At 70.4% G+C, this 25,242-nt stretch carries 22 protein-coding genes and 1 pseudogene; 13 read left to right on the forward strand and 10 right to left on the reverse strand.

Annotated features, from left to right (window positions below; all coding sequences use genetic code 11):
* Positions 1-55: 55 nt before the first annotated feature.
* The 4 genes from ACFPZ3_RS46465 to ACFPZ3_RS46480 all read right to left on the reverse strand — a co-directional run bounded on the left by ACFPZ3_RS46465 (position 56) and on the right by ACFPZ3_RS46480 (position 5,940).
* The gene (locus ACFPZ3_RS46465) at positions 56-1,501 is read right to left on the reverse strand and encodes a carbohydrate-binding protein (protein WP_379520815.1); all 1,446 of its coding nucleotides are present in this window, start codon (positions 1,499-1,501) and stop codon (positions 56-58) included.
* Positions 1,498-3,066 (reverse strand): chitinase, encoded by a 1,569-nt coding sequence (locus ACFPZ3_RS46470; RefSeq protein WP_379520816.1) that lies wholly within the window; start codon positions 3,064-3,066, stop codon positions 1,498-1,500. Before ACFPZ3_RS46470 ends, ACFPZ3_RS46465 begins: the two co-directional genes overlap by 4 nt.
* A gap of 280 nt (positions 3,067-3,346) precedes the next feature.
* Positions 3,347-5,173, reverse strand: coding sequence for a M14 family metallopeptidase (locus tag ACFPZ3_RS46475; RefSeq protein ID WP_379520817.1), 1,827 nt, complete (start codon positions 5,171-5,173; stop codon positions 3,347-3,349).
* 74 nt (positions 5,174-5,247) lie between these two features.
* Entirely contained in the window at positions 5,248-5,940 is a 693-nt protein-coding gene (locus ACFPZ3_RS46480; protein ID WP_379520818.1) for a nitroreductase family protein, read from the reverse strand.
* Positions 5,941-6,035: 95 nt separating this feature from the next.
* Here ACFPZ3_RS46480 and ACFPZ3_RS46485 point away from each other — a divergent pair, with 95 nt between their 5' ends.
* Genes ACFPZ3_RS46485 through ACFPZ3_RS46500 form a run of 4 tightly spaced genes read left to right on the forward strand, consistent with a single transcriptional unit; the run spans position 6,036 to position 9,779 of the window.
* Positions 6,036-6,551, forward strand: coding sequence for an Lrp/AsnC family transcriptional regulator (locus tag ACFPZ3_RS46485; RefSeq protein WP_379520819.1), 516 nt, complete (start codon positions 6,036-6,038; stop codon positions 6,549-6,551).
* Entirely contained in the window at positions 6,548-7,459 is a 912-nt protein-coding gene (locus tag ACFPZ3_RS46490; RefSeq protein ID WP_379520820.1) for an ATP-binding cassette domain-containing protein, read from the forward strand. Before ACFPZ3_RS46485 ends, ACFPZ3_RS46490 begins: the two co-directional genes overlap by 4 nt.
* The gene (locus ACFPZ3_RS46495) at positions 7,456-8,217 is read left to right on the forward strand and encodes an ABC transporter permease (protein WP_379520821.1); all 762 of its coding nucleotides are present in this window, start codon (positions 7,456-7,458) and stop codon (positions 8,215-8,217) included. Before ACFPZ3_RS46490 ends, ACFPZ3_RS46495 begins: the two co-directional genes overlap by 4 nt.
* Complete coding sequence (locus ACFPZ3_RS46500; protein WP_379520822.1) at positions 8,214-9,779, forward strand: CocE/NonD family hydrolase; 1,566 nt, start codon at positions 8,214-8,216, stop codon at positions 9,777-9,779. The genes ACFPZ3_RS46495 and ACFPZ3_RS46500 overlap by 4 nt, the downstream gene beginning before the upstream one ends.
* Here ACFPZ3_RS46500 and ACFPZ3_RS46505 read toward each other — a convergent pair.
* Positions 9,752-12,832: an AfsR/SARP family transcriptional regulator gene (locus ACFPZ3_RS46505; RefSeq protein ID WP_379520823.1), complete on the reverse strand. Its 3,081-nt coding sequence runs from the start codon at positions 12,830-12,832 to the stop codon at positions 9,752-9,754. The two genes, ACFPZ3_RS46500 and ACFPZ3_RS46505, sit on opposite strands and share 28 nt — an antisense overlap.
* Positions 12,833-12,992: 160 nt before the next feature.
* Between ACFPZ3_RS46505 and ACFPZ3_RS46510 the strand changes: the two genes are divergently transcribed.
* The gene (locus tag ACFPZ3_RS46510) at positions 12,993-13,919 is read left to right on the forward strand and encodes a hypothetical protein (RefSeq protein ID WP_379520824.1); all 927 of its coding nucleotides are present in this window, start codon (positions 12,993-12,995) and stop codon (positions 13,917-13,919) included.
* Positions 13,920-13,924: 5 nt separating this feature from the next.
* Here ACFPZ3_RS46510 and ACFPZ3_RS46515 read toward each other — a convergent pair whose 3' ends face one another.
* The 3 genes from ACFPZ3_RS46515 to ACFPZ3_RS46525 are packed head-to-tail and all read right to left on the reverse strand — an operon-like array spanning position 13,925 to position 16,804.
* A complete protein-coding gene (locus ACFPZ3_RS46515) occupies positions 13,925-14,524 on the reverse strand; it encodes a hypothetical protein (RefSeq protein WP_379520825.1) in 600 nt (199 codons plus the stop codon).
* Complete coding sequence (locus tag ACFPZ3_RS46520) at positions 14,521-15,912, reverse strand: selenium-binding protein SBP56-related protein (RefSeq protein WP_379520826.1); 1,392 nt, start codon at positions 15,910-15,912, stop codon at positions 14,521-14,523. The genes ACFPZ3_RS46515 and ACFPZ3_RS46520 overlap by 4 nt, the downstream gene beginning before the upstream one ends.
* 31 nt (positions 15,913-15,943) lie before the next feature.
* Complete coding sequence (locus ACFPZ3_RS46525; RefSeq protein ID WP_379520827.1) at positions 15,944-16,804, reverse strand: TIGR03619 family F420-dependent LLM class oxidoreductase; 861 nt, start codon at positions 16,802-16,804, stop codon at positions 15,944-15,946.
* A gap of 91 nt (positions 16,805-16,895) precedes the next feature.
* On the opposite strand from ACFPZ3_RS46525, the pseudogene ACFPZ3_RS46530 reads away from it, so the two are divergent.
* The 4 genes and pseudogenes from ACFPZ3_RS46530 to ACFPZ3_RS46545 form a co-directional block, all read left to right on the forward strand.
* Positions 16,896-17,501: pseudogene (locus ACFPZ3_RS46530) on the forward strand (serine hydrolase domain-containing protein); the annotation flags it as partial.
* Positions 17,500-17,799: a hypothetical protein gene (locus tag ACFPZ3_RS46535; protein WP_379520889.1), complete on the forward strand. Its 300-nt coding sequence runs from the start codon at positions 17,500-17,502 to the stop codon at positions 17,797-17,799. The pseudogene ACFPZ3_RS46530 and the gene ACFPZ3_RS46535, both read left to right, overlap by 2 nt.
* A 49-nt stretch (positions 17,800-17,848) precedes the next feature.
* On the forward strand, positions 17,849-18,490 hold the full coding sequence (gene leuE / locus ACFPZ3_RS46540; protein WP_379520828.1) for a leucine efflux protein LeuE: 642 nt from the start codon (positions 17,849-17,851) through the stop codon (positions 18,488-18,490).
* A 215-nt stretch (positions 18,491-18,705) separates the two neighbouring features.
* On the forward strand, positions 18,706-19,347 hold the full coding sequence (locus ACFPZ3_RS46545; protein ID WP_379520829.1) for a VC0807 family protein: 642 nt from the start codon (positions 18,706-18,708) through the stop codon (positions 19,345-19,347).
* On the opposite strand, the gene ACFPZ3_RS46550 is transcribed toward ACFPZ3_RS46545, so the two are convergent.
* Both ACFPZ3_RS46550 and ACFPZ3_RS46555 read right to left on the reverse strand, forming a co-directional pair.
* The gene (locus tag ACFPZ3_RS46550) at positions 19,255-20,214 is read right to left on the reverse strand and encodes a hypothetical protein (RefSeq protein ID WP_379520830.1); all 960 of its coding nucleotides are present in this window, start codon (positions 20,212-20,214) and stop codon (positions 19,255-19,257) included. The genes ACFPZ3_RS46545 and ACFPZ3_RS46550 overlap by 93 nt on opposite strands.
* Before the next feature lie 40 nt (positions 20,215-20,254).
* Positions 20,255-21,415, reverse strand: a complete 1,161-nt coding sequence (locus tag ACFPZ3_RS46555) for a sensor histidine kinase (RefSeq protein ID WP_379520831.1) — start codon at positions 21,413-21,415, stop codon at positions 20,255-20,257.
* Between the two features lie 391 nt (positions 21,416-21,806).
* Between ACFPZ3_RS46555 and ACFPZ3_RS46560 the strand changes: the two genes are divergently transcribed.
* From ACFPZ3_RS46560 to ACFPZ3_RS46575, 4 genes are all read left to right on the forward strand, one after another.
* On the forward strand, positions 21,807-22,424 hold the full coding sequence (locus ACFPZ3_RS46560) for a DedA family protein (protein ID WP_379520832.1): 618 nt from the start codon (positions 21,807-21,809) through the stop codon (positions 22,422-22,424).
* Positions 22,425-22,461: 37 nt separating this feature from the next.
* Positions 22,462-23,262 carry a DMT family transporter gene (locus tag ACFPZ3_RS46565; protein ID WP_379520833.1) on the forward strand — a complete coding sequence of 267 codons (801 nt, stop codon included), beginning with the start codon at positions 22,462-22,464 and terminating at the stop codon, positions 23,260-23,262.
* Between the two features lie 65 nt (positions 23,263-23,327).
* Positions 23,328-24,539: a glycosyltransferase gene (locus ACFPZ3_RS46570; protein ID WP_379520834.1), complete on the forward strand. Its 1,212-nt coding sequence runs from the start codon at positions 23,328-23,330 to the stop codon at positions 24,537-24,539.
* On the forward strand, positions 24,536-25,210 hold the full coding sequence (locus tag ACFPZ3_RS46575; RefSeq protein ID WP_379520835.1) for a DUF998 domain-containing protein: 675 nt from the start codon (positions 24,536-24,538) through the stop codon (positions 25,208-25,210). Before ACFPZ3_RS46570 ends, ACFPZ3_RS46575 begins: the two co-directional genes overlap by 4 nt.
* Positions 25,211-25,242 lie beyond the last annotated feature (32 nt).

Genomic DNA, 25,242 nt, shown 5'->3' on the forward strand with positions numbered 1-25,242 from the left:
GGGGTTCCTCACTGCGGCCCGCCCCCTCGCAGGAAAGGGCGGGCCGCCCAGCGGGTCAGAATCCGGCGGTGGTGCGGGTGAACTCCCAGTCGGACTGGGCAATGCCGCTGCAGTTCGAGACCACGCCGCCGCCGGGGCAGGGACGGTCCCGGTTGACGGCCCAGTAGGCGAGCCTGGTCAGCCCGTGGGAGTTGGCCCAGTCGCGGATCTGGGTCCAGGTGGCGGGCGAGGTCAGCTCCTGCTGGTCGGACAGGCCGTTCATGCCCGAGATGCCCATGTGCGCGTACGCCTGGGCGTCGGTCCAGCCGAAGGCGCTCTTCAACGCGTTCTTCAGGCCCTCGGAGGCGTTGACGGTGCTCTGGTACATGTTGGCGCCGCCGCCGAAGTCGAACGGCATGATCGTGTAGTTGTCGATCGGCACGCCGAGCGCCCTCGACTGGTTGATCAGCCGGATGCCGTGGCTGGTCGGGCCCGACGTCGAGGTGCCGAAGGTGACGACGACCTTGACGTTCGGGTTGTTCGCCTTGACGATCTTGAGCCCGTTCAGGATGCGGTCCTGGACGGTGTAGTTCTCGAACTCGTCGGTGTTCTCGATGTCGAAGTCCACGACGGCGGGGCCGACGGCGTTGATGACCTGCTGCACCGCGTTCGCGAACGCCTGCGGCGTGCCGCAGTTGGGGCCGAGCTTGTTGCCCGACCAGCCGCCGAAGGAGACCTGGACGCTGCCGCCCTTGGACTTGATCGTGTTGATCGCCTGCTGGTCGGCGCCGCCGGTCAACGCGCGGTTGCCGTCCCATGCCGGGGTGCAGCCGCCGCTGGCCAGGATGAACGCCATCGTGAACGACTTGACGCCGGTCGCGTCCATGACCGTGCCGGGGTTGGGCGGGTTGCCCCAGCCCATGTAGAGGTAGGGGGCGCCGGGCATCTTGGTGGGGTTGGGGCCGCCGCCGCCGCCGGCGGAGGTGGTGGCCGTGACGGAGTTGCTCACACCGGACAGGTTGCCCGCCGCGTCACGGGCGCGGACGGTGTAGGTGTAGGCGGTGCTCGCCGCGCGGCCGGTGTCGGTGAACGACGTGCCGGTCGCGGTCGTGACCAGGGTGCCGCCGCGATAGACGTTGTAGCCGGTGACGCCCACGTTGTCGGTGGAGGCGTTCCAGGCCAGGGAGACGCTGCTGGAGGTGACGCCGGTCGAGCGGAGGTTGCCGGGCACCGACGGGGCCGTGGTGTCGTTGCCGCCGCCGCCACCCGATCCCTGCTTCCACAGGGCGGGCACGTTCGGCGGCGTCCAGTCGGGCTGGGAGGTGTGCGCCTGCAGGCACACGTAGTCCACGCCGTTGTAGGTGACGACCGCGCCGGTGGCGTAGGCGGTCCACGGGGCCCAGGCGACGGCCAGTTGTTGCGTCGCGCCGTACGCCGCGGGCGCTGCGATGGTCGGTCCCGCGCCGGTCAGCGCGAGGACCAGGCCGGCCGCCAAGGCGGTGAGTCTGCTGCGAAGTCTCATGGCATTCCCTGGAGGTGGGGCTTGACTGTCTTGGAGAACGACCAGTTGTTGCTCGCGTCCCAGTTGATGGACCAGGTCATCGCGCCCCTGATGTCGGGGTAGGCGCGCGGTGGGGTGAAGGTGCCGCAACTGGTGCGCTTGGCCAGGCAGTCGAGTGCCTGGTTGACGAGGGTGGGCGCGACGATGCCGCCGCCGGCCGCGCCCGGTCCCGCCGGCAGGCCCAGCGCCACCTGGTCGGGGCGCAGGCCGTTCTCGAGCTGGATGCAGGCCAGCGCGGTCATGAAGTTGACCGAGCCCTGCGAGTACGCCTGGGCCTGGTCGCAGCCGAGCATGGAGCCGGAGTTGTAGAACTGCGTGTGGACGACCGTGAGGATGTCCTTGATCGACAGGGCGAGCTTGAAGTACTCCATCCCGGTGGACTGCATGTCGATGGTCTGCGGGGCCATGGTGATGATCAGGCCGGAGCCGGCCTTGGCGCGCAGCGACCTGAGCGCCTGGGCCATGTAGGTGGCGTTGAGGCCGTTCTCCAGGTCGATGTCCACGCCGTCGAAGCCGTAGCTCTGCATGAGGGCGTACACGGTGTCGGCGAACTTGGTCGCCGCCGCCGCGCCGGCCACCTGCACGCGCCCGGCCTCGCCGCCGACCGACAGGATCACCTTCTTGCCGCGCTGGTGCAGGGCCTGCACGTCGGCCTTGAACTGGGCGTCGGTGTAGCCGCCCACGGCTGAGGCCAGCCCGGAATCGACCGCGAAGACGACCTCTCCGGCGGTGGAGGTGGCCTCGCCGAACGCCACGGCGACGAGGTCGTACTCGTTCGGGACGGCCGAGAGCTTGAGCTCGACGGCGGGGTTGACGAAGTTGTGCCAGTAGCCGGTGAGGATGTGCTTGGGCAACGTCCCGCCGCCGCCGGAGCAGCCGGTGGTGGTGGCGGTGACGCCCTGTCCCGGTGACTCGCCCTGCGCGTTGTACGCCTTGACGGTGTAGCTGTGGGTCTCGCAGGCGCCGAGCCCGCTGATCGTGGCCGTGGTGCCGGTGACCGTGGCCTTGACCGCGGTGCCCTCGTAGACGCGGTAGCCGGTCACCGTGCCGCTCGACGCGCCCCAGGTGAGCGTGATGGCGCTGCCGGTCGTGCTGGCCCCGGCCGTTCCCGGGGTTCCCGGGACGCCGGGGGTCGAGCCGCCCCCGCCGCAGGAGGCGCCGTTGAGGGTGCAGCCGGTGATGCCCGGGAAGTTACCTGGGCTGCCGTTGAATCCGAAGGTCGTGCTGGCGCCGGCCGCCAGTGGGGATGCCCAGGTGGGAGGGGTGAAGGTGTAGTGCTGCCCGTTCCGCGCCATCACGGCGTCCCAGGCGGAGGGGATCGTGAAGCCCGAGGGCACGTCGAACTGCACGTTCCAGGTGGGCATGGCGGCGGTGGTGCCGTTGGTGACGGTGATCTTGCCTTCGAAGCCCGAGCCCCAGTCGGAGACCTTGGCGAACGTCGCGGTGGCGGCGGCGGCCTGGGCGGGCAGGGCCTGAAGGCTGAGTGCGAGGGTGGCGAGTGCCAGGAGAATCGCGCGTACTTTCACGGAGTTCTTCCTTATGGAGGTGTGCGTGCCGTACGGCTTGCACCGGGGGGTGAGAGCGCAAGCCGTACGGCACGGCCCGCGGAGGTGAAACGCGGGCCCGGGGGGTGTCGGCGCCAGTAACCTTGCAGGGGGTGTCAGGTTTTGTCCGATTGATGATTACTTTTAGGAAAGTTTCCTAAGAGTTGTCGCGATCGTAGCTTTGACATCCCGTGCTTACAAGGCCCAAACATGGCTCCGCCGTACGAGACGCACGTCTCGTACGGCGGAAAGTGATTTCGGTTTACGGCTGCTGAGTGATCCTGACGTCGTCCACCCCTGCCTCCACCAGGGAGGCTCCCGAGGCGTCGGCGGCGTCGACGAGGATGCGGACCGTCTGACCGGCGAAGGCGTTCAGGCTCGCCGTGGCGGTGGCCCAGGCGCCGTTGCGGTTGGTGGCCGCGCCCGCCTGGTTGAGCACGGTGGTCGTGGTGGTGCCGACCACGCGTACCCGGAGGTAGTCGGCGCTGGAGGCGTTCGAGCCGTGCGCCAGGTACCAGGAGAGCGAGAGGTTCAGCGCGCCCGTCGACGGCAGCGTGATGGGTGGCGACTGGATCGAGGTGATGCCGCCGTCGATGTCGAAGTCGCCGGCGGCGGTGCCCGCCAGGGGGCCCGTGACCAGGTCGTTCGTGCCGCTGACCGTGGTGCCGAGCTGCTTGGCGCCGGTGGAGGTGGTGGCCGCGGGGTCACCGCGCTCCCACGTGCCGGTGGTGGCCGTGTCGGCGGCGCTCGGGTTCGTCGTCCAGCCCGTGGCCGTCTCGAAGGTGTCGGAGTAGACGGTCACCGGCGGGGTGCCGGTGCCGCAGTACTGGGCCTCCTTGCCGATGATGCGGTAGACGCAGTCCGAGTATTCGAGGAAGCGCAGCACCGCCTCCCTGTTGCGGGTGGTCTGGGGGACGATCTGCTCGTCCGGCGGATAGAAGCCGGGGCTGGAGCCGGTCGGGTACATCTCGAAGGTGTAGCTGAAGATCTTGTAGACGCCCCACATCCAGTCGTCGATGGTCCCGTCGGTGATGTAGAGGTCGCTGGCCTGCTCGGGCGTGTAGCCGTTGGTCGAGGCCATGTTCTGGCCGAGGGTGGCGTGCGCGTCCCGGTCGTCCTGGGTCAGGCCGGGGGCGGTGTCGTTGAAGGTGTAGCCGTAGGGCCACAACACCAGTTCGCTGTAGGTGTGCCAGTCGAGGTTCGTCCTGATCTGCTGGACGCCGCCGACGACACGGCCGCGTACCCAGTTGGCCGCCGCCCTGACCTCGGGGGCCGACTCCGCGCTCGCGCCGCGGTAGGTCTCGCTGGACGTCGTGCCCGACGAGCCGCCGCAGCAGCCCCACTGGTAGGCCCAGTTGCGGTTCATGTCGGTGCCGACGGCCGAGGAGCCGGAGTTCGGCTGGCGGTTCTTGCGCCAGGAGCGGTAGGAGCCGGTGGCGATGTCGTACTCGCCGCCGTCCGGGTTCAGGTCCGGCATGATCCAGATCTCCCTGGTGTTCACCAGGTTGGTGATCCTCGAATCGGTGCCGTAGTTGTCGGCGAGCAGGTGCATGAGGTAGAGCGACATCTCGACCGTGAGGTGCTCACGGGCGTGCTGGTGGGCGGTGAACAGCACCTCCGTCTCGTTCTCGTCCGTGCCGACGTTGTCGCTGATCTTGATCAGGCGCAGCGCCCTGCCCTCGTACGACGTGCCGAACGTCGTCTGGCTGACGATGTTCGGATGGGCCGCGACCAGGGCGTTGATGTCGGCCGTCATCTCGGCGAAGTTGTGGTACCCGGAGTCCGCCGGCGGGAAGTCAAACGCGTCGACGGACGGGGGTGTCGGGCGCGGGACCTCCGCCACCCGGTAGCCGAGCCGCTTGATGGCGGAGACCTCGGCTTCCGTGGCCGTGACCAGAACGGAGTCGCCGGCCACCTCCTCGATGGCGGCTCCGGTGGCCGCCACGGCACTGCGTTGCTGAGAGTTGGCCGGACCCGACACGCGATACTGCTTGTTCGGCGGCGGTTCCGCGGTGGCGCCCACCCCTGTCATTCCGGTCAGGGTGATCAGGCTGAGGGCTGCCAGCAGGATGACTAATCGGCGTTTCAACCTCGTCCTCCTCAGGCGCTCGGGATCTCGGGTGTCGACCGGCGCCTGAACCGAGAGTGAAGACGTTGAATCCCCTAGGAAAGACCCAACTTTCCGGACATGGGGATAAGTGCTTGTTCCAAGGGTTTCCTGGTCAGGTCGGGCACCTCCGCGCCCTCGGCCGCGTAGCCAATGGGGAACAGGATGTAGGGGCGCTCATTGGGCGGGCGATGGCAGATCTCGCTGAGGAAGGCCATCGGATTCGGCGTGTGGGTGAGCGTGGACAGGCCCATGACGTGCAGCGCCGTGATGAACAGGCCGCAGGCGATGCCGACGCTCTCGTTGACGTAGTAGTGCCGGACCTTCTCGCCGCCGGAGGTCAGGCCGTATTTCTCGGCGAAGCACACCACCAGCCACGGCGCCACCTCCAGGTAGCCCTTGTCCGAGGTGGTCTTCATCGGCTCCAGCGCCGCGCGCCAGTCCGGTGGCAGCCGGCCGCCCTCGTAGTTCTGCCGCTCCTCCACCTCGGCCGCCTCGCGTACGCGCCGCCTGGTCTCCTGGTCGCCGATCACGACGAACGTCCACGGCTGCTGGTGCGCGCCCGACGGCGCGGTGTTGGCCGCGCGCACGGCCAGCTCCACACACCGGTACGGAACCGGCTCCGCGCTGAACGCCCGCACGCTGCGCCGCCGGTCCACCAGCCGGTGGAACTCCTCGCCGCGCCTGACCATCTCCTCGGGTTCGTAGCGCTCCTGCTGGTAGGGAACGAACGGGTGCTGGTGCTCCATAAGATCCGAAGTCTCGGCAACGGATGGCGGATCTGACAACAGCCCTCGCCGCGTACTGCCGATCTGACAGTGGAAGCGGACTTCTGGAGACGAATATGCCAGCACGCCGGCGGGGTCTCGACGCTCTCGACCTTCGCCTCCTCCGCCTGGTCGCCGAGCGCCCGCGCAGCGGGCTGCTGGAGATCGCCCGGCTGCTAGGGGTGGCGCGCGGGACCGTACAGGCCCGGCTCGACCGCATGACCGCCGACGGCGTGATCACCGATTTCGGCCCGAACCTGTCCCCCGCCGCCCTCGGGCACCCGGTGCAGGCGTTCACCACGCTGGAGGTCGAGCAGCCGGCCCGCGAGCACATCTCCAAGGCCCTGGAGTCCATCCCCGAGCTGCTGGAGGCGTACATCGTGACCGGGCCCGGCGACGTGTGGTGCCGGATCGCGGGGCGCGACCACGAGCACCTCCAGCGGGTCATCGATGCCATGCTCGCGATCCCGGGCGTGCGGCGCGGCACCACCGTGATCACGCTGTCCGCTGTCGTGCCGCATCGGGTGCTGCCATTGGCTGACAGGGAAGTGTCAGGTGGATGCCAGGACGGCCCGACACTCTCGGAGGCATGAAGTACGCGATCGAAGCCGAAGGGCTCACCAAGAGATACGGCGACAAGGCCGCCCTCGACGGCATCGACCTGAGGGCCAGGACCGGAGCCGTGCTCGGCGTCCTGGGACCGAACGGCGCGGGCAAGACCACCGCCGTGCGGATCCTGGCCACCCTCGCCGCGCCCGACGCCGGCCGGGCCCTGGTCGGCGGGCACGACGTGACCCGTCACCCGGCGAAGGTCCGCGAGCTGATCGGCCTGACCGGCCAGTACGCCTCCGTGGACGAGAAGCTCACCGGCACCCAGAACCTGCTGCTGATCGGCCGCCTGCTCGGTCTGTCCAGGGTGGCGGCCCGGGCCAGGGCCGCGGAGTTGCTGGCCAGGTTCGGCCTGGAGGAGGCGGCGGGCCGGGCGGCCAGTGGTTACTCGGGAGGCATGCGCCGCCGCCTCGACCTGGCGGTGAGCCTGGTCAGCAGGCCGCGGATCCTGTTCCTCGACGAACCGACCACCGGCCTGGACCCGCACGCCCGCGGTGAGTTGTGGGAGATCGTGCGGGAGCTGGTCGCCGACGGGGTGACCGTGCTGCTGACCACCCAGTATCTGGAGGAGGCCGACCAGCTCGCCGACGACCTGCTGGTCATCGACCGCGGCCGGGTCGCGGCGGCCGGCACGCCCGCCGAGCTCAAGGCACTGGCGGGCGGCCATCGGCTCGACGTCAGGCCACTGCGCGCCGCCGACGTGGAGAAGGCCGAGGCCATCCTCGGGGTGCGCGCCGCCGACGGGCTGCTGACCCTGCCCGTGCACGACCTGGCCGTGCCGCCCGCGGTGCTGCGGGACCTGGACGACGCGGGCATCGTGCTCGCCGAGCACGCCCTGCGGCTGCCCTCCCTCGACGACGTCTTCCTCACCCTCACCGGAGGCCCCCGATGACCACCGCCGTCTCCCAGGGACTGACGCTGGCCTGGCGCAGCCTGATCCCGCTGAAGAACAGTCCGGGGCAGCTCGCCGGGCTGCTGTTCCAGCCCGTTTTCATGATCGTCATCTTCGTGTACCTGTTCGGCGGGGCGGCGGGCGGTGACCGGGCGGGCGCGGTGGCGTACATGTTGCCCGGCGTGCTCGTCCAGGTCGCGCTGATGGCCACGATCACCACCGGCATGAACCTGGCCACCGACATCGGCAACGGCGTCTTCGACCGGTTCAGGACCATGCCGATCGCCAGGTCCGCGCCGCTGGCCGGCCGCGTCCTGGCGGACATGCTCACGCTGCTGATCACCATCGCCATGTCGCTGGCCGTCGGGTACGCCGTCGGCTTCCGCGTCACCACGAGCCCGCTCGCCGCGCTGGCCGGGATCGGCCTGGTGCTGCTCATGACCATGGCGCTGAGCTGGGGCTCGGCCTGGATCGGGCTGGTGGCCAAGTCCGTCACCTCGATGCAGGGCCTGGCCACGGCCGTGTTGCTGCCGCTCACGTTCGGCAGCAGCGCCTTCGTGCCCGCCAGCGACATGCCCGGCTGGCTGACCTGGTGGATGCGGGTCAACCCGGTCTCGCACCTGGCCGGGGCCCTGCGCGGCCTCATGGGCGGCGGGCTGGTGATGGCCGACGTGTGGATCACGCTCGGCTGGACCGCCGGACTGCTCGCCCTGTTCTTCCCCCTTGCCCTTCGTGCCTACAACAGGAGAGTTCGATGATCGAGACCACCGAGACCATGACCACCCGTGACGGCGTCGAACTCGTGGCGACGGCGTGGCGGCCCGCCGAGTCCGGGCGCTTCCCGGTGTTGTTGTCGCGCACCGCGTACGGCAGGGGCCTGTCCGGTCCAGGGTTCCACCTCGACGTGCCCCGCCTGGTGGCGGCCGGGTACGCGGTCGTGGCCCAGGACGTACGCGGGACCGGGGACTCGGACGGCGAGCTGCGCTTCATCAGCGGGGAGGCGGCCGACGGGTACGACGCGGTCCGCTGGGCGGCGACGCGGCCGTGGTCCGACGGAAATATCGGCATGTACGGCGACTCGTACCTGGCCATCACCCAGCTTCTCGCCGCCCAGGAACGGCCGGAGGGCCTGCGGGCCATCGCCCCGCACGTCTCCCCCGCCGGCCTGTACGAGTGCGTCTACCAGCCGGGCGGCATCCCCAACCTCAACGTCCTCCTCACGGTCGGCCTGATCGTGCTGGGCCCGCACGAGCTCGACCGCAGGATCGCCCGGGGGACGGCCACCCCACGGGACAAGGAGGCCTACCTGGCCGAGGCCGTCCGGTTCGGGGAGTTGTCCGACCGGCTGCCGCTCAGCGACCAGCCCCTGCTGACCGACCTCGTCCCCTTCTACGCCCCCTGGATGGACACCCCCGACCCCCTCGACCCGCTCTGGCGCGAAGGGATCGTCGACCACGCCGCGATCGAGGTGCCCGCGCTGGTCAGCACCGGCTGGTACGACTACTTCGTCGACGCCTCCATCGAGCACTACGAACGGCTGCGCGGCGACTCGCGGCTGATCGTGGGCCCGTGGTCGCACTTCACGCACGACAGGGACATCTGCGGGCGCGGCTACGGGGACCACGCGAGCCAGGACGCCGTCGACTGGACCGGGACGCACCTCGACTGGTTCGACCAGTGGCTGCGCGGGGCGGCGCCGCGCGACCGGGCCAGGGTGAAGATCTTCGTGATGGGTGACGACGAGTGGCGCGAGGAGGCGGACTGGCCGATCCGGCGGGCCCGGCGCGTGCCGTACCACCTGGGCCGGGACGGCACGCTCTCCACGACCCCCGGCACCGGCGGCGCGGCCGAGTTCGCCGGCGACCCCGCGGACCCGGTGCCGACGGTCGGCGGCGCGGTCATGATGTTCGACGCGTTCGGCCCGCTGGACCAGCGCCCGCTGGACGAGCGCGCCGACGTGCTGCGCCACCAGAGCGAGCCGCTGGCGGAGCGGGTGGAGGTCAGCGGGCACGTCGAGCTGGTCGCGCGCGTCTCCTCCACCGCGCCCGCCACCGACCTCACCGCCAAGCTGATCGACGTGCATCCGTCCGGGCGGGCCGAGCTGCTGACCGACGGCATCGTCAGGGTGACCGGGCTGGTCCCCGGCGAGGTGCGCGAGGTGACGGTGCCGCTCGGCGCGATCTCGAACGCGTTCCTGCCCGGGCACCGGATCAGGATCGACGTGGCGGGCTCCAACTTCCCCAGGTTTGGCAGGAACCCCGAGAAGGGCACCACCACCCTGCACGCCCCGTCCTACGCCGTACTGCCCACCATCTCGTAGATCTCTGGTCTGGGCATGGCCGCGCCCTTGGCGAAGCACTCCGCGAAGCGCCGCTCGCCCAGCGCGGCCCCGGCCGCTCGCGTCCCCTCGACGGTCTCGGGCGAGGTGTCGTGCGGCTCGATCGCCGCTGAGGCCCCGAACAACACCGCCGCCCGCTCCTCGTCGCCCCCCGCCTGCGCGGCCAGCGCGAACCCGGCCAGCACCTCGGAGAACAACGGCCGGTCCGGGCTGGGGCCGTCGAACAGCTCCAGGGCGGCGCGGTGCTGCGCGAGCGCCGCGTCCACGTCGCCGCCCAGCGCCAGCGCCCGGCCGTAGGCGGTCATGAGCGAGACCGTGAACGGCACCACCGGCACGACGTCGGGCAGCACCTCGAACAGGCCGCGGTAGATCTCCAGGGCCCGCTCCAGGTCGCCGCGGCGGCAGGCGTACAGGGCCTCGGCCAGGCCGAGATGCATCCGCGTGTACGGGCTGGTGTCCTCATCCACGCCGGCCCTGGCCCTGGCCAGGTCCTCGGCCGCGCCGTCCAGGTCGCCCGCCCTGAACCGCAGCTCGGCCAGCCTGGTCAGCGTGGAGATCGCCTCGTCTGCGCTGACCCACTCGCTGGTCAGCGACCAGGTCTCGGCGATCAGGTCGTCGGTGGGAGCGCCCCGCGCGGCCCTGACCGCGGCCAGCCCCAGCAGCGCCTCGCTCAGCCCCCACCGGTCGCCGAGCTTCCTGAATCCGGCCACCGCCCGCTCCAGCTCCTCCTCGCCGCGGTGCGATCCGATCATGAGGGCCGAGCTGGACAACCAGAGATCGTCGCTGGCGGCGTAGGTCCTGAGCAGCTCAGTGGCGCGATCGTCCAGCCCGGCCGCGGCCGCCATGACGGCCCTGCTCAGCAGGATCAGCGGGTGCACGGGGCCCTCCCGCTCCGCCCGCTCGATCAGCCGGTCGATCCGGCCGGTCATCTCCCGCATGGCGGGCCGGTCGCTGACGATCGAGGCGAACTTGTCCACGCCGTACGCGAACAGGCAGGCCGCGTACGCCGCGGCCAGGCCGGGCGGCGGCGTGTCACCGGCCAGTTCGAGCACCTGCGTGGCCCACGCCGCGCTCTCCTTCCGGTAGCCGCACATCCACCAGAACCAGTTCATCCCCGCGCACAACCGCAGCGCCAGCTCGGTGTCCCGCTCGTCGAGCGCCCAGCGCAGCGCCGCCGTGAGATCGTCGCGCTCGGCCGCCAGCCGCTCGATCCAGCCGATCTGGGCGCTCGTCCGCAGCTCCGGCGTCGCCCGCTCGGCCAGGTCGCGCAGGTACACCGCATGCCCGCGCCGGTACGCGCCCACCTCGCCCGCCTCCTCCAGGCGTTCGAGCGCGTAGGCGCGGATGGTCTCCAGCATCGAGTAGCGGCCCTCAGGCGAGACCTGGACGAGCGACTTGTCGGCCAGCGCGCCCAGCACGTCCGGTGTGCCTCCGCACACCTCCTCCACGGCCTCCAGCGTCGCCCCGGCCGCGAACACGCTCAGCCTCCTGGCCAGCACCCGCTCCTCCGCCTCCAGCAGGTCCCAGCTCCACTCGACCACTGCCCTGAGCGTCTGCTGGCGCGGCAGCGCGCTGCGGCTGCCGCCGGTGAGCAGCCTGAACCGGTCGTCGATCCTGTCGGCGAGCTGCCGCGGCGTCATGGTACGCAGCCGGGCCGCCGCCAGCTCGATGGCCAGCGGCATCCCGTCCAGCCTGCGGCACAGCGCCACCACGGCCGCCACGTTCCCCTCGTCCAGGACGAACCCGGGCCTGGCGGCCGTGGCCCGATCGACCAGCAGCCTGACCGACGGGTACGCCTCCGCCAGCGCCGGCTCGGCCCCGATGGGCGGCGGCTCCAGCGGCGGCACTGGGGCCAGGTGCTCGCCCGGCAGGCTCAACGGCTCCCGGCTGGTGGCCAGCACGATCAGCGCCGGGCACTCGGTGAGCAGCCGTTCCGCCAGGTCGGCCGCGGCTTCGACGAGGTGCTCGCAGTTGTCCAGCACGATCAGCGCCCGCCGCCCCGCGAGAGCCTCGACGACCAGCGCCACCGGATCCTCCGCCACCGGGTAGCGCTCCTCTTCCGCCTTCCGGTACCGCGGGCGGTCCTCCCGCATGCCGAGCGCGTCGAGCAACACCCCCGCGAGGTCCTCGGCCTCGCTGACGGGGGCCAGCTCCACCATCCAGGCTCCGTCGCCGCCGTCCATCTGGAGCGCGACCTCGGTGGCCAGGCGCGTCTTCCCCGCGCCTCCCGGCCCGACGAGCGTCACGAGCCTGGCCCGGCCGAGCAGCCGCAGGATCTGCTCCAGCTCGGCCTTCCGCCCGATGAAGCTGGTCCGCGGGGCCCGTACGTTGCCCTTGTGCCGTACGGGCTGACGTGCCTGCGGCTGTCCCTCCCCTGACACGACGGCCAGATGGGCGGCCCGCAACTCGGCCCCGGGATCGACGCCGAGTTCGTCGGCGAGCGTGCGGCGGGTCCGCTCGAACAACTCCAGCGCCTCGGCCTGCCTCCCGGAGGCGGCGAGGGCCCGCATGGCCAGCGCGCAGAGCCGCTCCCGCAACGGATGCGCGGCCACCTCGGCGCTCAGATCCACCGGCGACCCGGTCGCCAGCCGCGCCTCGGCCCGCGCCTCGACGGCACCCAGCCGCTCCTGCTCCAGCGCGGCGGCCACGTTCGCCAGCCGCGGCACGGCGGTCAGGTCGGCCAGCGCCGCCCCCCGCCAGAGCCCCAGCCCGTCCCCCGTCGGCGCCAGCCGCCTGAACCGCAAGGCGTCCACGTCGTCGTCCGCCACGGCCAGCGCGTACCCGCCCGGCCTGCTCTCCACCACGTCATGAGGCCGCAACGCCACCCGCAACCGCCTGACCAGCGTCTGCAACGCATTGGGCCCGTTGACCGGGGGCTCCTCCGGCCACAGGGCGTCGATCAGCCGCTCGGCCGTGACGGTATGCCCGGCTTCGAGCGCCAGCATCGCCAGCAACGCCCGCAACCGGAACCCACCGATCGCGATCGGCCCTCCGTCGCCTTCGACCTCCAGCGGGCCCAGGATGGATATCCGCACATGTCACATCCTGCCCCGTTGCCGGCACCACTCAGCACGCAGGTTTATTACTCCCGCGGTGAAACAGTTTTCCACTTCGTACGCATAATTTATACCGACGGATATTCCATTCCCAAAGAGACGGCAAAATCGAACACCGATTCGCGATAACTTTCCACACATGCCAACCACCGAGCACGAGGGGCTCCACCGCATCTTTCGCGACAATCCGGAGCTTTACTCCCATGCATTCAAGATGCTCCACATCGACTTTCCCACTCCCCGGGATATTGCGATAGTCGATACAGACATGACGGAAATAAGGCCCATCGACCGGCGCGCCGACACAGTGATGATGCTCACCTCCCACCAAGGGAAAAAGCACATCCTCATCAGCGAGGCACAACTGAAAAGAGACGACAGGAAGGTGGCCGCCTGGGCCCACTATGTCAGCTACGCGCACATCAAGTACGAGTGCCCGGTATCACTCCTGGTGGCCTGCTCGGATATGGCCACCACCCGGTGGGCACGCGGCAAGCTGGCGATCGGCCTGGTGGACCACCCCTCCCTGGTCGTATGCCCCTGGGTGCTCGGCCCGGACATCGTCGACCCGATCACGGATCCGGAGCGGGCGGCGGCGGAGGTCGTGCTGACCATGTACTCCGCATTCACCCACGCACACTCGCCGAAGGCAGGTGCCATACTGAAAGCTCTGGATTACGCTCTAGACAAGATCGACATCGACACGGCGCGTGCGCTCGCCGAACAAACAGAAATAGGCCTCGGAGGGTCCGAAGCCGGACAAATCTGGAAGGAGCTGGCTCGCATGAGCACATACCGATTCCGCTCGGAGACCGCGCAGATGTTCCGCGCCGAAGGCATAGCCGTGGGCAGGGCGGAAGGCGAGGCCATCGGCGAGGCAAGAGGCGAAGCGAGAGGCGAAGCAAGAGGCGAGGCGATCTCCATCCTGAGGGTCCTTGAGGGGCGTGAGATTCCCGTCAGCGAGTCCGTCCACGCACGCGTCATGAGCACCACCGACCTCGCCCTCCTCGATGCCTGGCTCGTCCGTGCCCTGCACGCCACCACCGCCGAAGAAATCTTCGACTAACCCGTTCAGACCTGGGCCAAGGTGATGACCCCTGCGGCGACCAGGGCCACCGCCCACATGCGGTCCACGTTGAACCAGGCCCGGCGGAGCACCGTCAGCCCGGCGACCCGGTAGACCACCACTGCGATGACGAGGGCCACCAGGAACATGGCCAGGGTGTGGAGGGCCGCCACGCCCAGCCCTCCGGAGACGGCGTGGCCCGCGTGCCCCTCCACCCTCAAGCTGGTGAAGACGGGCAGCAACATCAGACCGGCCCCGTGCGCCGAGGACATCAGGAACGACCAGCCGGCCAGTTGCCACAACGACAGCCGCATCCCCACCCAGCGGAAGTGCCGGCTGGACAGCAGACGCCAGAGGCCGAAGCCCACCAGCACCAGACCGCCGCCGACGGACAGCACGGTGCCCGTGACCAGGGAGCCGGTGGCGGCGACGACGAGGGCCACCAGGGCCACCGAGGCGAGGTGGCCCAGGGCGATCATCGGGATCGACTGCAGGAGCCGGTCCATGCTGCGTTCCTGCAGGCCGCGGGCCACGGCGAAGAGCCAGCCCATGGCGGGGTTCAGGCCGTGGAAGGCGCCGAGCAGGAACACCGTGGCAAGGGTCACGGGTAGCAGTAGGAGTCGGAGGAGGCGTCGCCGCCCTGCAGGCGGACCTGGTGGGGGCGCAGCCCGCGGAAGGCGTCGCCGTGGAGGAAGAAGCGGCTGTCGAAGGTGAACGAGTCGGTGTCGATCTTGGCCATCCAGGCGCCCACCCCGTCGGGGTAGAACTGGTCGTCCCAGGCGCCGTACAGGGAGTTGGTGAGGTAGACGCGCCGGCCGTCGCGGCTGACCTCGACCATCTGCGGGCCGCCGCGCAGCGGGAGCGAGGGTTCGGCCGGGTGTGCGTCCTGCCGTACAACGCCGCCCACCCGCAGGGAGCCCAGCTCCACCGGCTTGTACGGATCCGACACGTCATACTGCTTGATCTCCCCGGTGCCCCAGCAGGAGACGTACAGGCGCTGGTCGTCCACCGACAGGGCGATGTCGGTCACCAGCGGCGGCACCGCCCCGAACGGCTTGAGCAGCGGCGGCAGGCGGTCGGCGTCGGCCGGTTCCGCGGGGATGGAGATGACCTTGCGCGCCTGCCAGCGGCCCTCCTCGTGGAACCAGAGCCAGACGGACGCCGACAGGTCCTCGACGCTGACGACCACGCCGACGAAGCCGTACAGGCGGGTGGGGTCGTGGGCCGGGCGTAGTTCGAGGGGCATCTGGTGTTCGTCGCCCAGGTCCACCTCCTGAAGGTGCGTACGCTTGCGCAGGTCCCAGAAGTGCAGCTTGTGGCCGTACTTGCGGCCGAGCAGCAGTTCCCCGACCACCCCGTCCTCGATCATCGACGGCGTGCCCCACTCGGAGGTGATCAGCACGTCCTGGTTGATGTGCCACCAGAAGTCGTAGGCCAGGTACTGCGGCCCCCGGTCCAGCTCCCACTGCCCGACCACCTCGAAGGAGGTGTGGTCGAGCACCGCGATGCCGCCTGGGCCGTCTTCGCCGCCGGCGCCGCCGAGCGCGGAGACGTACAGCCCTTCCGGGCCGCAGTGGACGGTGTGCGGGCGGGAGTAGCCGGCGCCGCGGGCGAGCGCGTCGGGCTCGATGACCTTGACCAGTTCCGGGCTGATCCTGGCCTTGGTGTCGTAGATGTGGATGCGGGAGGAGCGCAGCCCCGGCACGACGAGGTAGCGGCGCTCCACGTGCGGGTGCGGGGCGTTCGGGCACAGGGCGCTGCTGCACGCGTTCCAGCCGAAGTGGTGCAGTTCGTCGCCGGTGTTGGGCAGGTCGGTCCAGCCCACGACCGTGCCGTAGCCGGGCGAGGACGGGTCGGTGTCGATGACGGCCAGCGCGTCGGGCCGGGCGGCGGCCCGGTCGAACGCGGCGACGTACGCCAGCCTCTCAGGTGGGGCGCCGGCGGCGTCTCTGGGAGAGGGATAGAACGTGGGATCCGGAGTCCAGAGAGTCATCTTTCCAGATATAGACCGATTACCTACACGGTCAATAGGTATTGATCTCCCCGATGCGTCCGAGCAGGTCGTCCGCGTCCACCTCGAAGGGGTGCCAGAACACGTGGTCGGCCCCCATCTCCCCGGCCTTCCGCAGGTCCTCGGCCACCTGCTCGGGCGAGCCGGTGAGCGGCATGCGCTGGTCCAGCGGGCGGTCGGTGATCGGGCCGTTCACCTGGAGCACCATCGGGCCTGGGCCCTTGCCGTACAGGTCGACGGTCTGCCTGACCTGGTCCCAGTCGAAGACCACCGTGGTCACCCCCAGCCCGAGCCTGGCCGCCCGCTCGATCGCCGCCGGCGCCGCCACGCCCGCGAGCAGGGTCAGCCCGGCGGGCTTGGGGCCGACGTCGGCCTCGGGGATCGTGTAGAAGCGGCCGGAGAAGCTCGCCGGGTCGGGGCCCCAGCACGCCCGCATGGCCTGGACGTGCTCCTCGAAGCCCGCCCCTCGCCGCTTGACCGGCACGCCGGTCGCCTCGAACTCCTGCTCCATCCAGCCCTGCCCGAGCCCGATCATGGCCCGGCCGCCGCTGAGCCGGTCGAGCGTGGCCAGCCGCTTGGCGAGCACGACGGGGCTGTGGAAAAGGGAGTCCACGACGCTCGTGCCGAGGCGGATGGTGCTGGTCTTGGCGGCGACGTACGCCAGCGTCTCCAGCGGGTCGTACACGCAGGCGTTGTTGTCGGGGAGGGAGATCGGCTGGTCCATGCCCAGCATGGAGGCCTGGGCGGGGCGCAGGAGACGCTCGAAGGTCCACACCGCGCCCAGGCCCGCGCGCTCGGCGTTCTGCGCCACCCGGACGATCTGCTCAGGGTCGATCTGCCGTCCCGACATGGGGAGGCCGATTCCGAGATCCATTTCATGCTCCTTTCCTGTCTCCGTGTACGACGCCGGGAAGAGCCGGAAGTCATCGGTTTACAGGCGGCCTCCTTCGTGATGGATTCGGGAAATGACCGTGCACGGCGCCTGTGATCCCAAGTTCTCCCAGGTCGCGGCGGAGTTCGAAGCGAATCTGGCCGGTCGTGGCGAGGTGGGCGCGTCGGTGTGCGTGATCGTCGACGGTGAGGTCGCCGTCGATCTGTGGGGCGGCCAGGCCGCGCCGGGCGTTCCGTGGGCGAGCGACACGATCGGGCACGTCTGGTCGTGCACGAAGGGCGCGACCACGCTCTGCGCCCACGCGCTCGCCTCGCGGGGCGAACTCGACCTCGACGCGCCGCTGCCGCCGGGCGCCTTCTACGACTGGAAGCTGATGGCCGGGCGGCTGGCCGAGCAGGAGCCGTTCTGGGAGCCGGGGAGCAGGCACGGCTACCACGCGCTGACGTTCGGCTACCTCGTGGGCGAGGTCGTGCGGCGGGTGAGCGGGCGCTCGCTCGGCACGTTCTTCCGCGAGGAGGTGGCCGAGCCGCTCGGGCTGGAGCTCTGGCTGGGGTTGCCGGAGGAGCAGGAGCACAGGGTCGCGCCGACGATCGCGGCCGAGCCGCCGGAAGCGCCGCCCTCGTTCTACGTCAAGGTGTTCACCGATCCCGCCTCGGTGTCCGCGCTGGTGCTGGCCCGTGTTGCTCGCGCCGACGCATTTCTCGCTGGGCTTCGTCAAGTCGGTGGACAACCGGCACCTGCCGCCGGCCGACAGCGAGGGCGTGCTGATGTCGGCGTCCGCGTTCGGGCACGTGGGGATGGGCGGGTCGGCCGGGTTCTGCGATCCGGCGGCGCGGCTGGCGTTCGGCTACACGATGAACAAGCAGGGCGCCGGACTCGGCATCAACCCGCGGGGCCAGGCGCTGGTGGACGCCACGTACCGGGCGCTCGGCTACAGGCAGGCTTATGGCGGGATCTGGTACGCACCAGGCGATTAATCACGCGATACCGTGATATGTCACCAGTACTTCCCCAGGAGCAAGCGGCATGTTCTTCGGTATCACGGATATCTGGGCTTATGTGATCGGCGCCTTTCTGATCATTCTCCTGCCCGGCCCGAACTCCCTGTACGTCCTCACCTTCGCCGCCCAGCACGGCGTCCGCCAGGGCTACCGGGCGGCGGCGGGCGTCTTCGTCGGCGACACCGTGCTGATGTTCCTCAGCGCCGCCGGCGCCGCCTCCCTCCTGCGCTCCAACGCGACCCTGTTCACGATCGTCAAGTACGCGGGCGCCGCCTACCTGGTGTGGATCGGCTTCCAGATGATCCGCGGCGCCTGGAAGTCCCGGCGCGAGGACTCGGCGCCCGTGGAAAGGCCCATGTCGGAGAGCCGCCCGTTCCGCAAGGCCCTGACGATCAGCCTGCTGAACCCGAAGGCGATCCTGTTCTTCGTCTCGTTCTTCGTGCAGTTCGTCTCGCCCGGATACGCCAGTCCCGCGTTGTCGTTCGCCATCCTGGGCGCGGTCATCCAGATCTTCAGTTTCCTCTACCTGACCGCGCTGATCCTCGGCGGCACTTTCCTGGCCGCCCACTTCCGCCGCCACCGCCGGCTCAGCGCCGGACTGACCTCCGGAGTCGGCGCCGTTTTCCTGGGGTTTGGCGCGAAGCTCGCCACAACGTCACTCGGATGAAAGCCGCATTCAAGGCCCGGCTGTTTTCGTGGAGACAGATGGAACGAGTCAAAAGAGGCAGTCTCACCACCAGGCCTCGGGTACGGTAGGCCACCGGCGTGCTTCCCGGGACATCGGTGATGACGCATCTGGTGACACCCAGCGCTCCATCCAGGAATGCCTGGTCCCTCGAAGCCCGGGTAGACGCTGAACGTCGGCCTATCTGCGGAGCAGCCTTGAACCATCCTCCGGTCACTCTTCCACGCCTCACCGCCCTCGCCCGGCAGGCGGCTCCCCGGCTGCTCGAAGGCGTGGTCGCACCCCTCGCCGTCTTCTACCTCGCCATGGTCATCCTCGGCTTCAAGTGGGCGCTCGCCCTCACCGTCGGCTGGGTCTACTTCGGGGTGGCCTGGCGGCTGATCAAGCGGGTGAAAGTGCCCGCCACCATGTTCCTGGCCGCGTTCGCGATCACTATACGGGCGATCGTGGCGTTCTGGACGGGCACCTGGATGTGGTTCTTCATCCAGCCGGAGATGGGCACGATCTGCATCAGCATGGCCTTCCTCGCCTCGGTGCGGCTGAACAAGCCGCTCGTGCAGAAGCTCACGCTCGACTACATCCACCTGCCGTCGGCGGTGCTCAAGCACGAGCGGGTTCGCCGCTTCTTCGCCAGGATCACGCTGCTGTGGGCGTTCGTGCTGCTGATGAACTCGACGTTGAGCATCTTCCTGGCGGTCTACGAGTCGCTGGGCGGCTCGCTGGGCGCGTTCATGGTGCTGCGCACCTCAGCGGTGGCCGTGATAAGCGGCACAGCGATCACGTTCTCGGTCATCGCCTTCAAGCGGCTCCTGCACCGCCTGCACGTCGCGCACACCTGACCGCTCCACCAGCACGAGTGCTCCGCACATCCCCATGACCAGGCCGGTCAGCATGCCGAACAGCTCCACGAGGTCGGCCGCGCCGCTCATCCCCGCGCCGAGCGGGCCGCCCACGGACCTGAGGATCATCGCGTAGAGGCCCCAGCCGAACAGGCATCCGGAGCCCAGCCAGGCCGGCGCCGGCCAGAACCCGCCGCGCCCCTTGACCAGCAGCACGAGCGCGACGGCCCCGGCGATCCCGAGCAGGCCCTTGAGCCCGTCCTGCGCCGCCGCCGCGAACGGCTCGCCGAACACCCACGAGAGCCTGACCCCGCCGACCACCACGGCCGCCATCAGCGCGCCCCAGGCCATGACCTCCTGCAGGGACCTGGTCGGGCCGGGCCTCTGATCGGGCGGGGCCGCGGTGAAGACGACCGGCCAGCGGTCGCGGGCGTAGAGGGTGAAGGCCACCATGAGGCCGACGCCCTGACCCATGAACCCGCCGTAGACCATCATGTAGACCCACGGCTCGATGGGCCCGCCGCTGAAGGCGGCCATCCCGGCGGTCGCCACGATGATCGGCGCGGTGACCACCACCACCGACAGCAGGCCCGTGCCCACCCACAGCGGCGCCAGCACCAGCCAGGCCGGCAGCCGCAGGCCCCAGCGCATGGTGAAGGCCAGCGCCAGCAGCAGGCCCACGGCGTCCATGCCGAACGTCATCGCGTTCAGCCCGACCATCGCCGGGTCGCTCATCAGGTACGGGTCGCTCACGCCGACGGTGCTGCCCGTCAGCCAGAGGATCTTCAGTGTGAGGTAGGGCAGCATGGCGGCGATCGCCACGATGGCGGCCGTCAGGCGGCCGATGCCCGGTGCTTCTTCTGTCATGGTCCGAGCGTCGCGTGCCCGGCGGGCGATTCCCTCCCGATCAGCGGGGATCCTCCTCCCCCTCACGGGGGATGGTCACCGACAGCTCGAAGCCGTCACCCGACGGTCCCGCGCTCAGCGTTCCGCCCGCCAGCCGGACCCGCTCACGCAGGCCCGCCAGCCCCAGCCCGCCGCGGCGCGCGGTGGGGCGGGAGCGCGGCGGCCCGTTCCGCACACGGACACGGTACGGCGAGAGCGAGACCTCGACTGCGGCCCCCGGGGCGTGCTTGGCGGCGTTCGTGAGCCCTTCCTGGACGACGGCGCGGGCCAGGGCGGGCACCGATCCCGGGGTCAGGTCCAGGGTGATCGCCATGCCGGAGTCGGCGGCCCTGCCCACCAGCTCCGACACGTCCTCCCCCACGGGGGACAGCGGCGCGGCGTCGGCGTCGTCGCGCAGCAGCCCGATGATCTTCCGCAGCCGCTCGGTGGCGTCCGCCGCCGCCAGCCGCAACTCCCCCGCCGACTTGACCTGCGCCGGGGCGAGCCCGGGGGCCAGCTCGAGCCCGGCCGCCCTGACCGCGATCAGGGCCAGGTCGTGGCCGAGCGAGTCGTGCATGTCGCGCGCGATCCTGGCCCGCTCCCGCAGCCTGGCCTGCGCCTCGGCCGACAGCCTGGTCTGCAGCCGCTGCTGCAGCAGCTTGCGCCGGAGCATGCCGAACAGGTAGGGCATCAGGTAGGTGCCCACCAGCGCGGTCACCATGGACACCCACAGGGCCAGATCGCCGCCCCTGAGCAGCACCACGACCACGCCGACCAGGCAGATCACGCCGAACGCCACCAGAGCGGGCCACAGCCTGGCCAGGCGCCGCCCGGTCAGGTAGGCGTACCAGATGATGAACGGCGACGTCGGCAGCAGCGGGACGATCTTCACGTTGCGCCTGGGCAACAACCAGCTCAGGTCCACGGTCGCGAACCCCTCGCTGAACCGCCACGGCCCCAGCGGCAGCAGCAGCGCCACCGCGGCCAGCGGCCAGCGGCGGCCGACGAGCACGGCCACCGCGGCGAGCGCCTCCCTGGGCGCGGTCACCATGCCGAACCCCGCCGGGTCCATGAACGGATCGGGGCCCATGGCGGTGATGCAGATGCTGAGCACGGCCCAGAGCAGCAGATCGTAGACCACCTGACGGCGGCTGTCGCGGCGGAGATGACGCAGGACCTTCACCGCACCGACGTTATCCGCCCTGCTCGGGCGCGGGTGCCGGCCGAAGTCGGGTGTGACCCCTGACGAAAGTCGGGGTGGGGGCCGGTCCACCACCACGGTAGAGGTAGCCCCACCTCGAAAGCGCCTACCTCCACTGCTGTTTCCGCCTGTGGAAATCGCTTGGATCGAAGATGTCACCCGGAGGTCGCCGGCCCGCCCCTGACGAAAGTAGGGGGTAGTGCGTGCCGATCGTCCGATGTGCCATGACCTGCGGAGTTTCTACCTTCATGGGGTACCGGCCCTGACCCGCGTAAGGGAAAGGGCCGCGTTCGACCCGGGGCATCCCCGATGTCCCCGGCCGTCCCTCACCGACACGCTGTGGGGGTGCCCTAAACGATCGGAGTACACGCCCATGTCGCACGCGATCCTCGACCTGGTCGAACAGGCGATGTCATCGCCGTGGTTGTACGTCGCGCTGTTCGCCTTGGCCCTGCTCGACGGGTTCTTCCCCATCGTGCCCGCCGAGACGTCCGTGATCACCGCCGCGGTGTTCGCCGCCTCGGGCGAGACGAACCTCGCCCTGGTCATCGTGGTCGCGGCGCTCGGCGCGTTCGCCGGTGACCACATCTCCTACCTGATCGGCCACAAGTCGGCGCGCAGGCTGAGGGACAAGAAGGCGTTCGTCTGGGCGCGCGGCGCCCTGGCCGAGCGGGGCGGGCTCGTCCTGGTCGTGGCCAGGTACATCCCCGGCGGCAGGACCGCCACCACGCTCACCATGGGCGCGGTACGGCACCCGCTGCGCGAGTTCACCTTCTTCGACGCGATCGCGGCCAGTTCGTGGGCGGTGTACTCCGGGCTGATCGGCTTCTTCGGCGGGATGGCGTTCGAGAACGACCCGATCAAGGGTCTGCTGCTCGGCCTGGGCATCGCGCTGTCCGTCACCGCCGTCGTGGAGATCGTGCGATGGGCCAGGAAGCGACGCGCCATCAAGGCTTCCCCGGAAGGACTTCCGGCGGACACGTCCGTTTGACCCTGCCTGGCAACTATCCGTCTGAAAGGAGTGCGCAATGACTGTGCTGGCCGCGGTGATCGCCTTGGTCGGTTCGTTGTTCTTCGCGCTCGGGGCCGCCCTGCAGCAGTTCGAGGCGGCCGGCACCGCCAAGCCGGGACTGCTCGCCCTGCTGCGCAGGCCGCGCTGGCTGCTCGGCGGCGTGTCCATCCTGACGGGTGGTGGCCTGCACATCGTCGCCCTCGGGCTCGGTCCGCTGACCATCGTTCAGCCGATGGGCGTGGCCAGCCTGCTGTTCGCGCTGCCCCTCGCCGCCGCGATGCACGGCCGCAAGCCGTCGCGCAGGGAACTGGCGGCGGCGGCAGTGGTGGCGATGGGCCTGATCGGCCTGGTGCTGCTGGTCCCCGAGTCGGAAGGTCCCACCCACCTCGCCCCCGACGGCGTGTTCACGCTGCTGGGCGTGGCCGGCGTCGCGGCGGTGCTGCTGTGGGCCGGCTCGAAGGCGGCCTCGCCCGCGGGCCGGGCCGCGCTGCTGGCGACCAGCTCCGGCGTCCTGTACGGCGCCACCGCCACCCTCATGCGCGTCCTGGTCGACGGCGACTGGAACTGGTGGTACCTGCTGGCGCTGCCGATCCCGGCGCTGCTGGCGCTCATGATGCTTCAGCGCGCGTACGCCGTCGGCCACTTCGGCGTCTCCTTCGCCTCGTTGCAGATCGCCGACCCGCTGACCGCGGTGGCCTTCGGCGCGCTGCTGCTGGGCGAGCCGCTCCCGACCGGGATCCTGCCGATCGGCGCGGCCCTGCTGACCGCCGTGGGCACCGTCGCCCTGGCCAGGACCAGCCCGATAGAGGCCCATTGATGTCCCCCCTTCTGTCCCTTGTCTCCGGCTCTCCCCAAGCCGCTGTGAAATCGGAGTTCACCGAAATGGCCATGCCCCTGCACACCGTCCCCGACGTCGCCACCCTGTCCCCAGCACCTGAGCGTCCCCGCCGCGTCCTGATCTCCTCCGACACCTATCCCCCTGACGTGAACGGCGCCGCCTACTTCACCCATCGCCTGGCCACGGGCCTGGCCGCGCGCGGCAACGAGGTGCACGTGGTCTGCCAGTCGGACGCGGGCCCGGCCAGCACCGACGTGGTGGACGGCGTCGTCGTGCACCGGCTGCGCTCGGCGCCGCTGCTGGTCCACCCCACCATGCGGGTCACGGTCCCGACTCGGCTCGACCGGCTGGTCGCCAGCATCAACCCCGACGTGCTGCACACCCAGGGCCACTTCGTGGTCGGCAGGGCCGCCATCGCCGCCGCCCGCCGGGCCGGCGTGCCGGTCGTGGCCACCAACCACTTCATGCCCGACAACCTCTTCCAGTTCGCCCACATCCCCGACCGGCTGCGGCGGCAGGCGGGCCGGCTGGCGTGGCGCGACTTCAGCCGGATCTACGGCCGGGCCGACCACATCACCACGCCCACCCCGCTGGCCGCCGGTCTCCTGACCGCCCAGGGTTTCCAGCACGAGGTCGAGCCGGTGTCCTGCGGGATCGACCTGACCAGGTTCCACCCGCACGCCGAGCCCAAGGCGTGGGCGCGCAGGATGTTCGACCTGCCCGACCGGCCCACGGCGCTGTTCGTCGGCCGCCTGGACGAGGAGAAGCGCCTGGACGAGCTGATCCGCGCCCTGCCGATGATCCTCAACGAGACCGACGCGCAGGTGGCGCTGGTCGGCAAGGGCAACCAGCGGGGCGAGCTGGAGCGGCTGGCCAGGCGCATCGGCGTGGGCGAGCGGGTGTTCTTCCTCGGCTTCGTGGCCGACGAGAACATGCCGCAGGCGTTCGCCGCCGCCGACGTGTTCGCCATGCCCGGCGTCGCCGAGTTGCAGAGCATCGCCACGCTGGAGGCCATGGCCTCCGGGCTGCCCGTGGTGGCGGCCAACGCGATGGCGCTGCCGCACCTGGTGGAGGAGAACGGCTACCTGTTCGAGCCGGGCGACGTCGTCTCGCTGGCCCGCCACCTCACGACCATCCTGACCGACGACGGCCTGCGGACCAGGCTCGGCAAGTCCAGCAGGGAACTGGCGCTGACCCACGACGACCAGTCGTCGCTTGCCCGGTTCGAGCGCATCTATGACGAGGTGGGTCGATGACGCCAAAGCAGAGCCTCTGGGCCACCGTGATCGGCACGGCGGTGTCGGCGTGCGCGCTGGCCTACGCTCAGGTCGCGCTGCCCACTCAGGTGCTGCTCAGCGACTACGCCCTGCTCTCCGGCGGGCTGGTGCCGGTGCTGATCGGGATGCTGGCGCTCGCGGGGGCGTGCCTGTGTCTCGCGTACGGGCTGGCGGCCGCCGACCCGCTGCGTACCGCGGCCACCAGGGTGCTGCTGCTGGCCGGGGCGGCCGGGCTGATGATGAGCGCGATCTTCCCCACGGACCCCGGCACGTCGGAGGTGGGCTCGTTGTCCGGCGAGATCCACCGCTGGTCGGCGGCCGTCGTCTTCACCTCGCTGCCGGTCGCCGGCTGGGTCCTGGCCAGGGGCCGGGCGGCCACTCCCCGGTGGAACGCGGTGCGGGCCATGAGCGTGGCCTCCGGGCTGACCCTGGCCGTCTACCTGGCGGCGCACCCGGCGACCTTCACCTCCACGCTGATCAACGGCAGCGCCTACTACGGGCTGATGGAGCGCGGCGTGGTGCTGGCCGAGATGGTGCTCCTCATGGTGATGGCGCTGGCCATCGGCGGGGTCCGTACCGGCGTGAAGGCCGAGGCGACCCCGGCGGAACCCACCAAGGCGCAGGAACCGGAGCAGCGGCTGGCCGCCTGACATATTTCGACCGCTACCGAAAGGACCAGGTC

Source organism: Nonomuraea insulae (genome assembly GCF_042656245.1).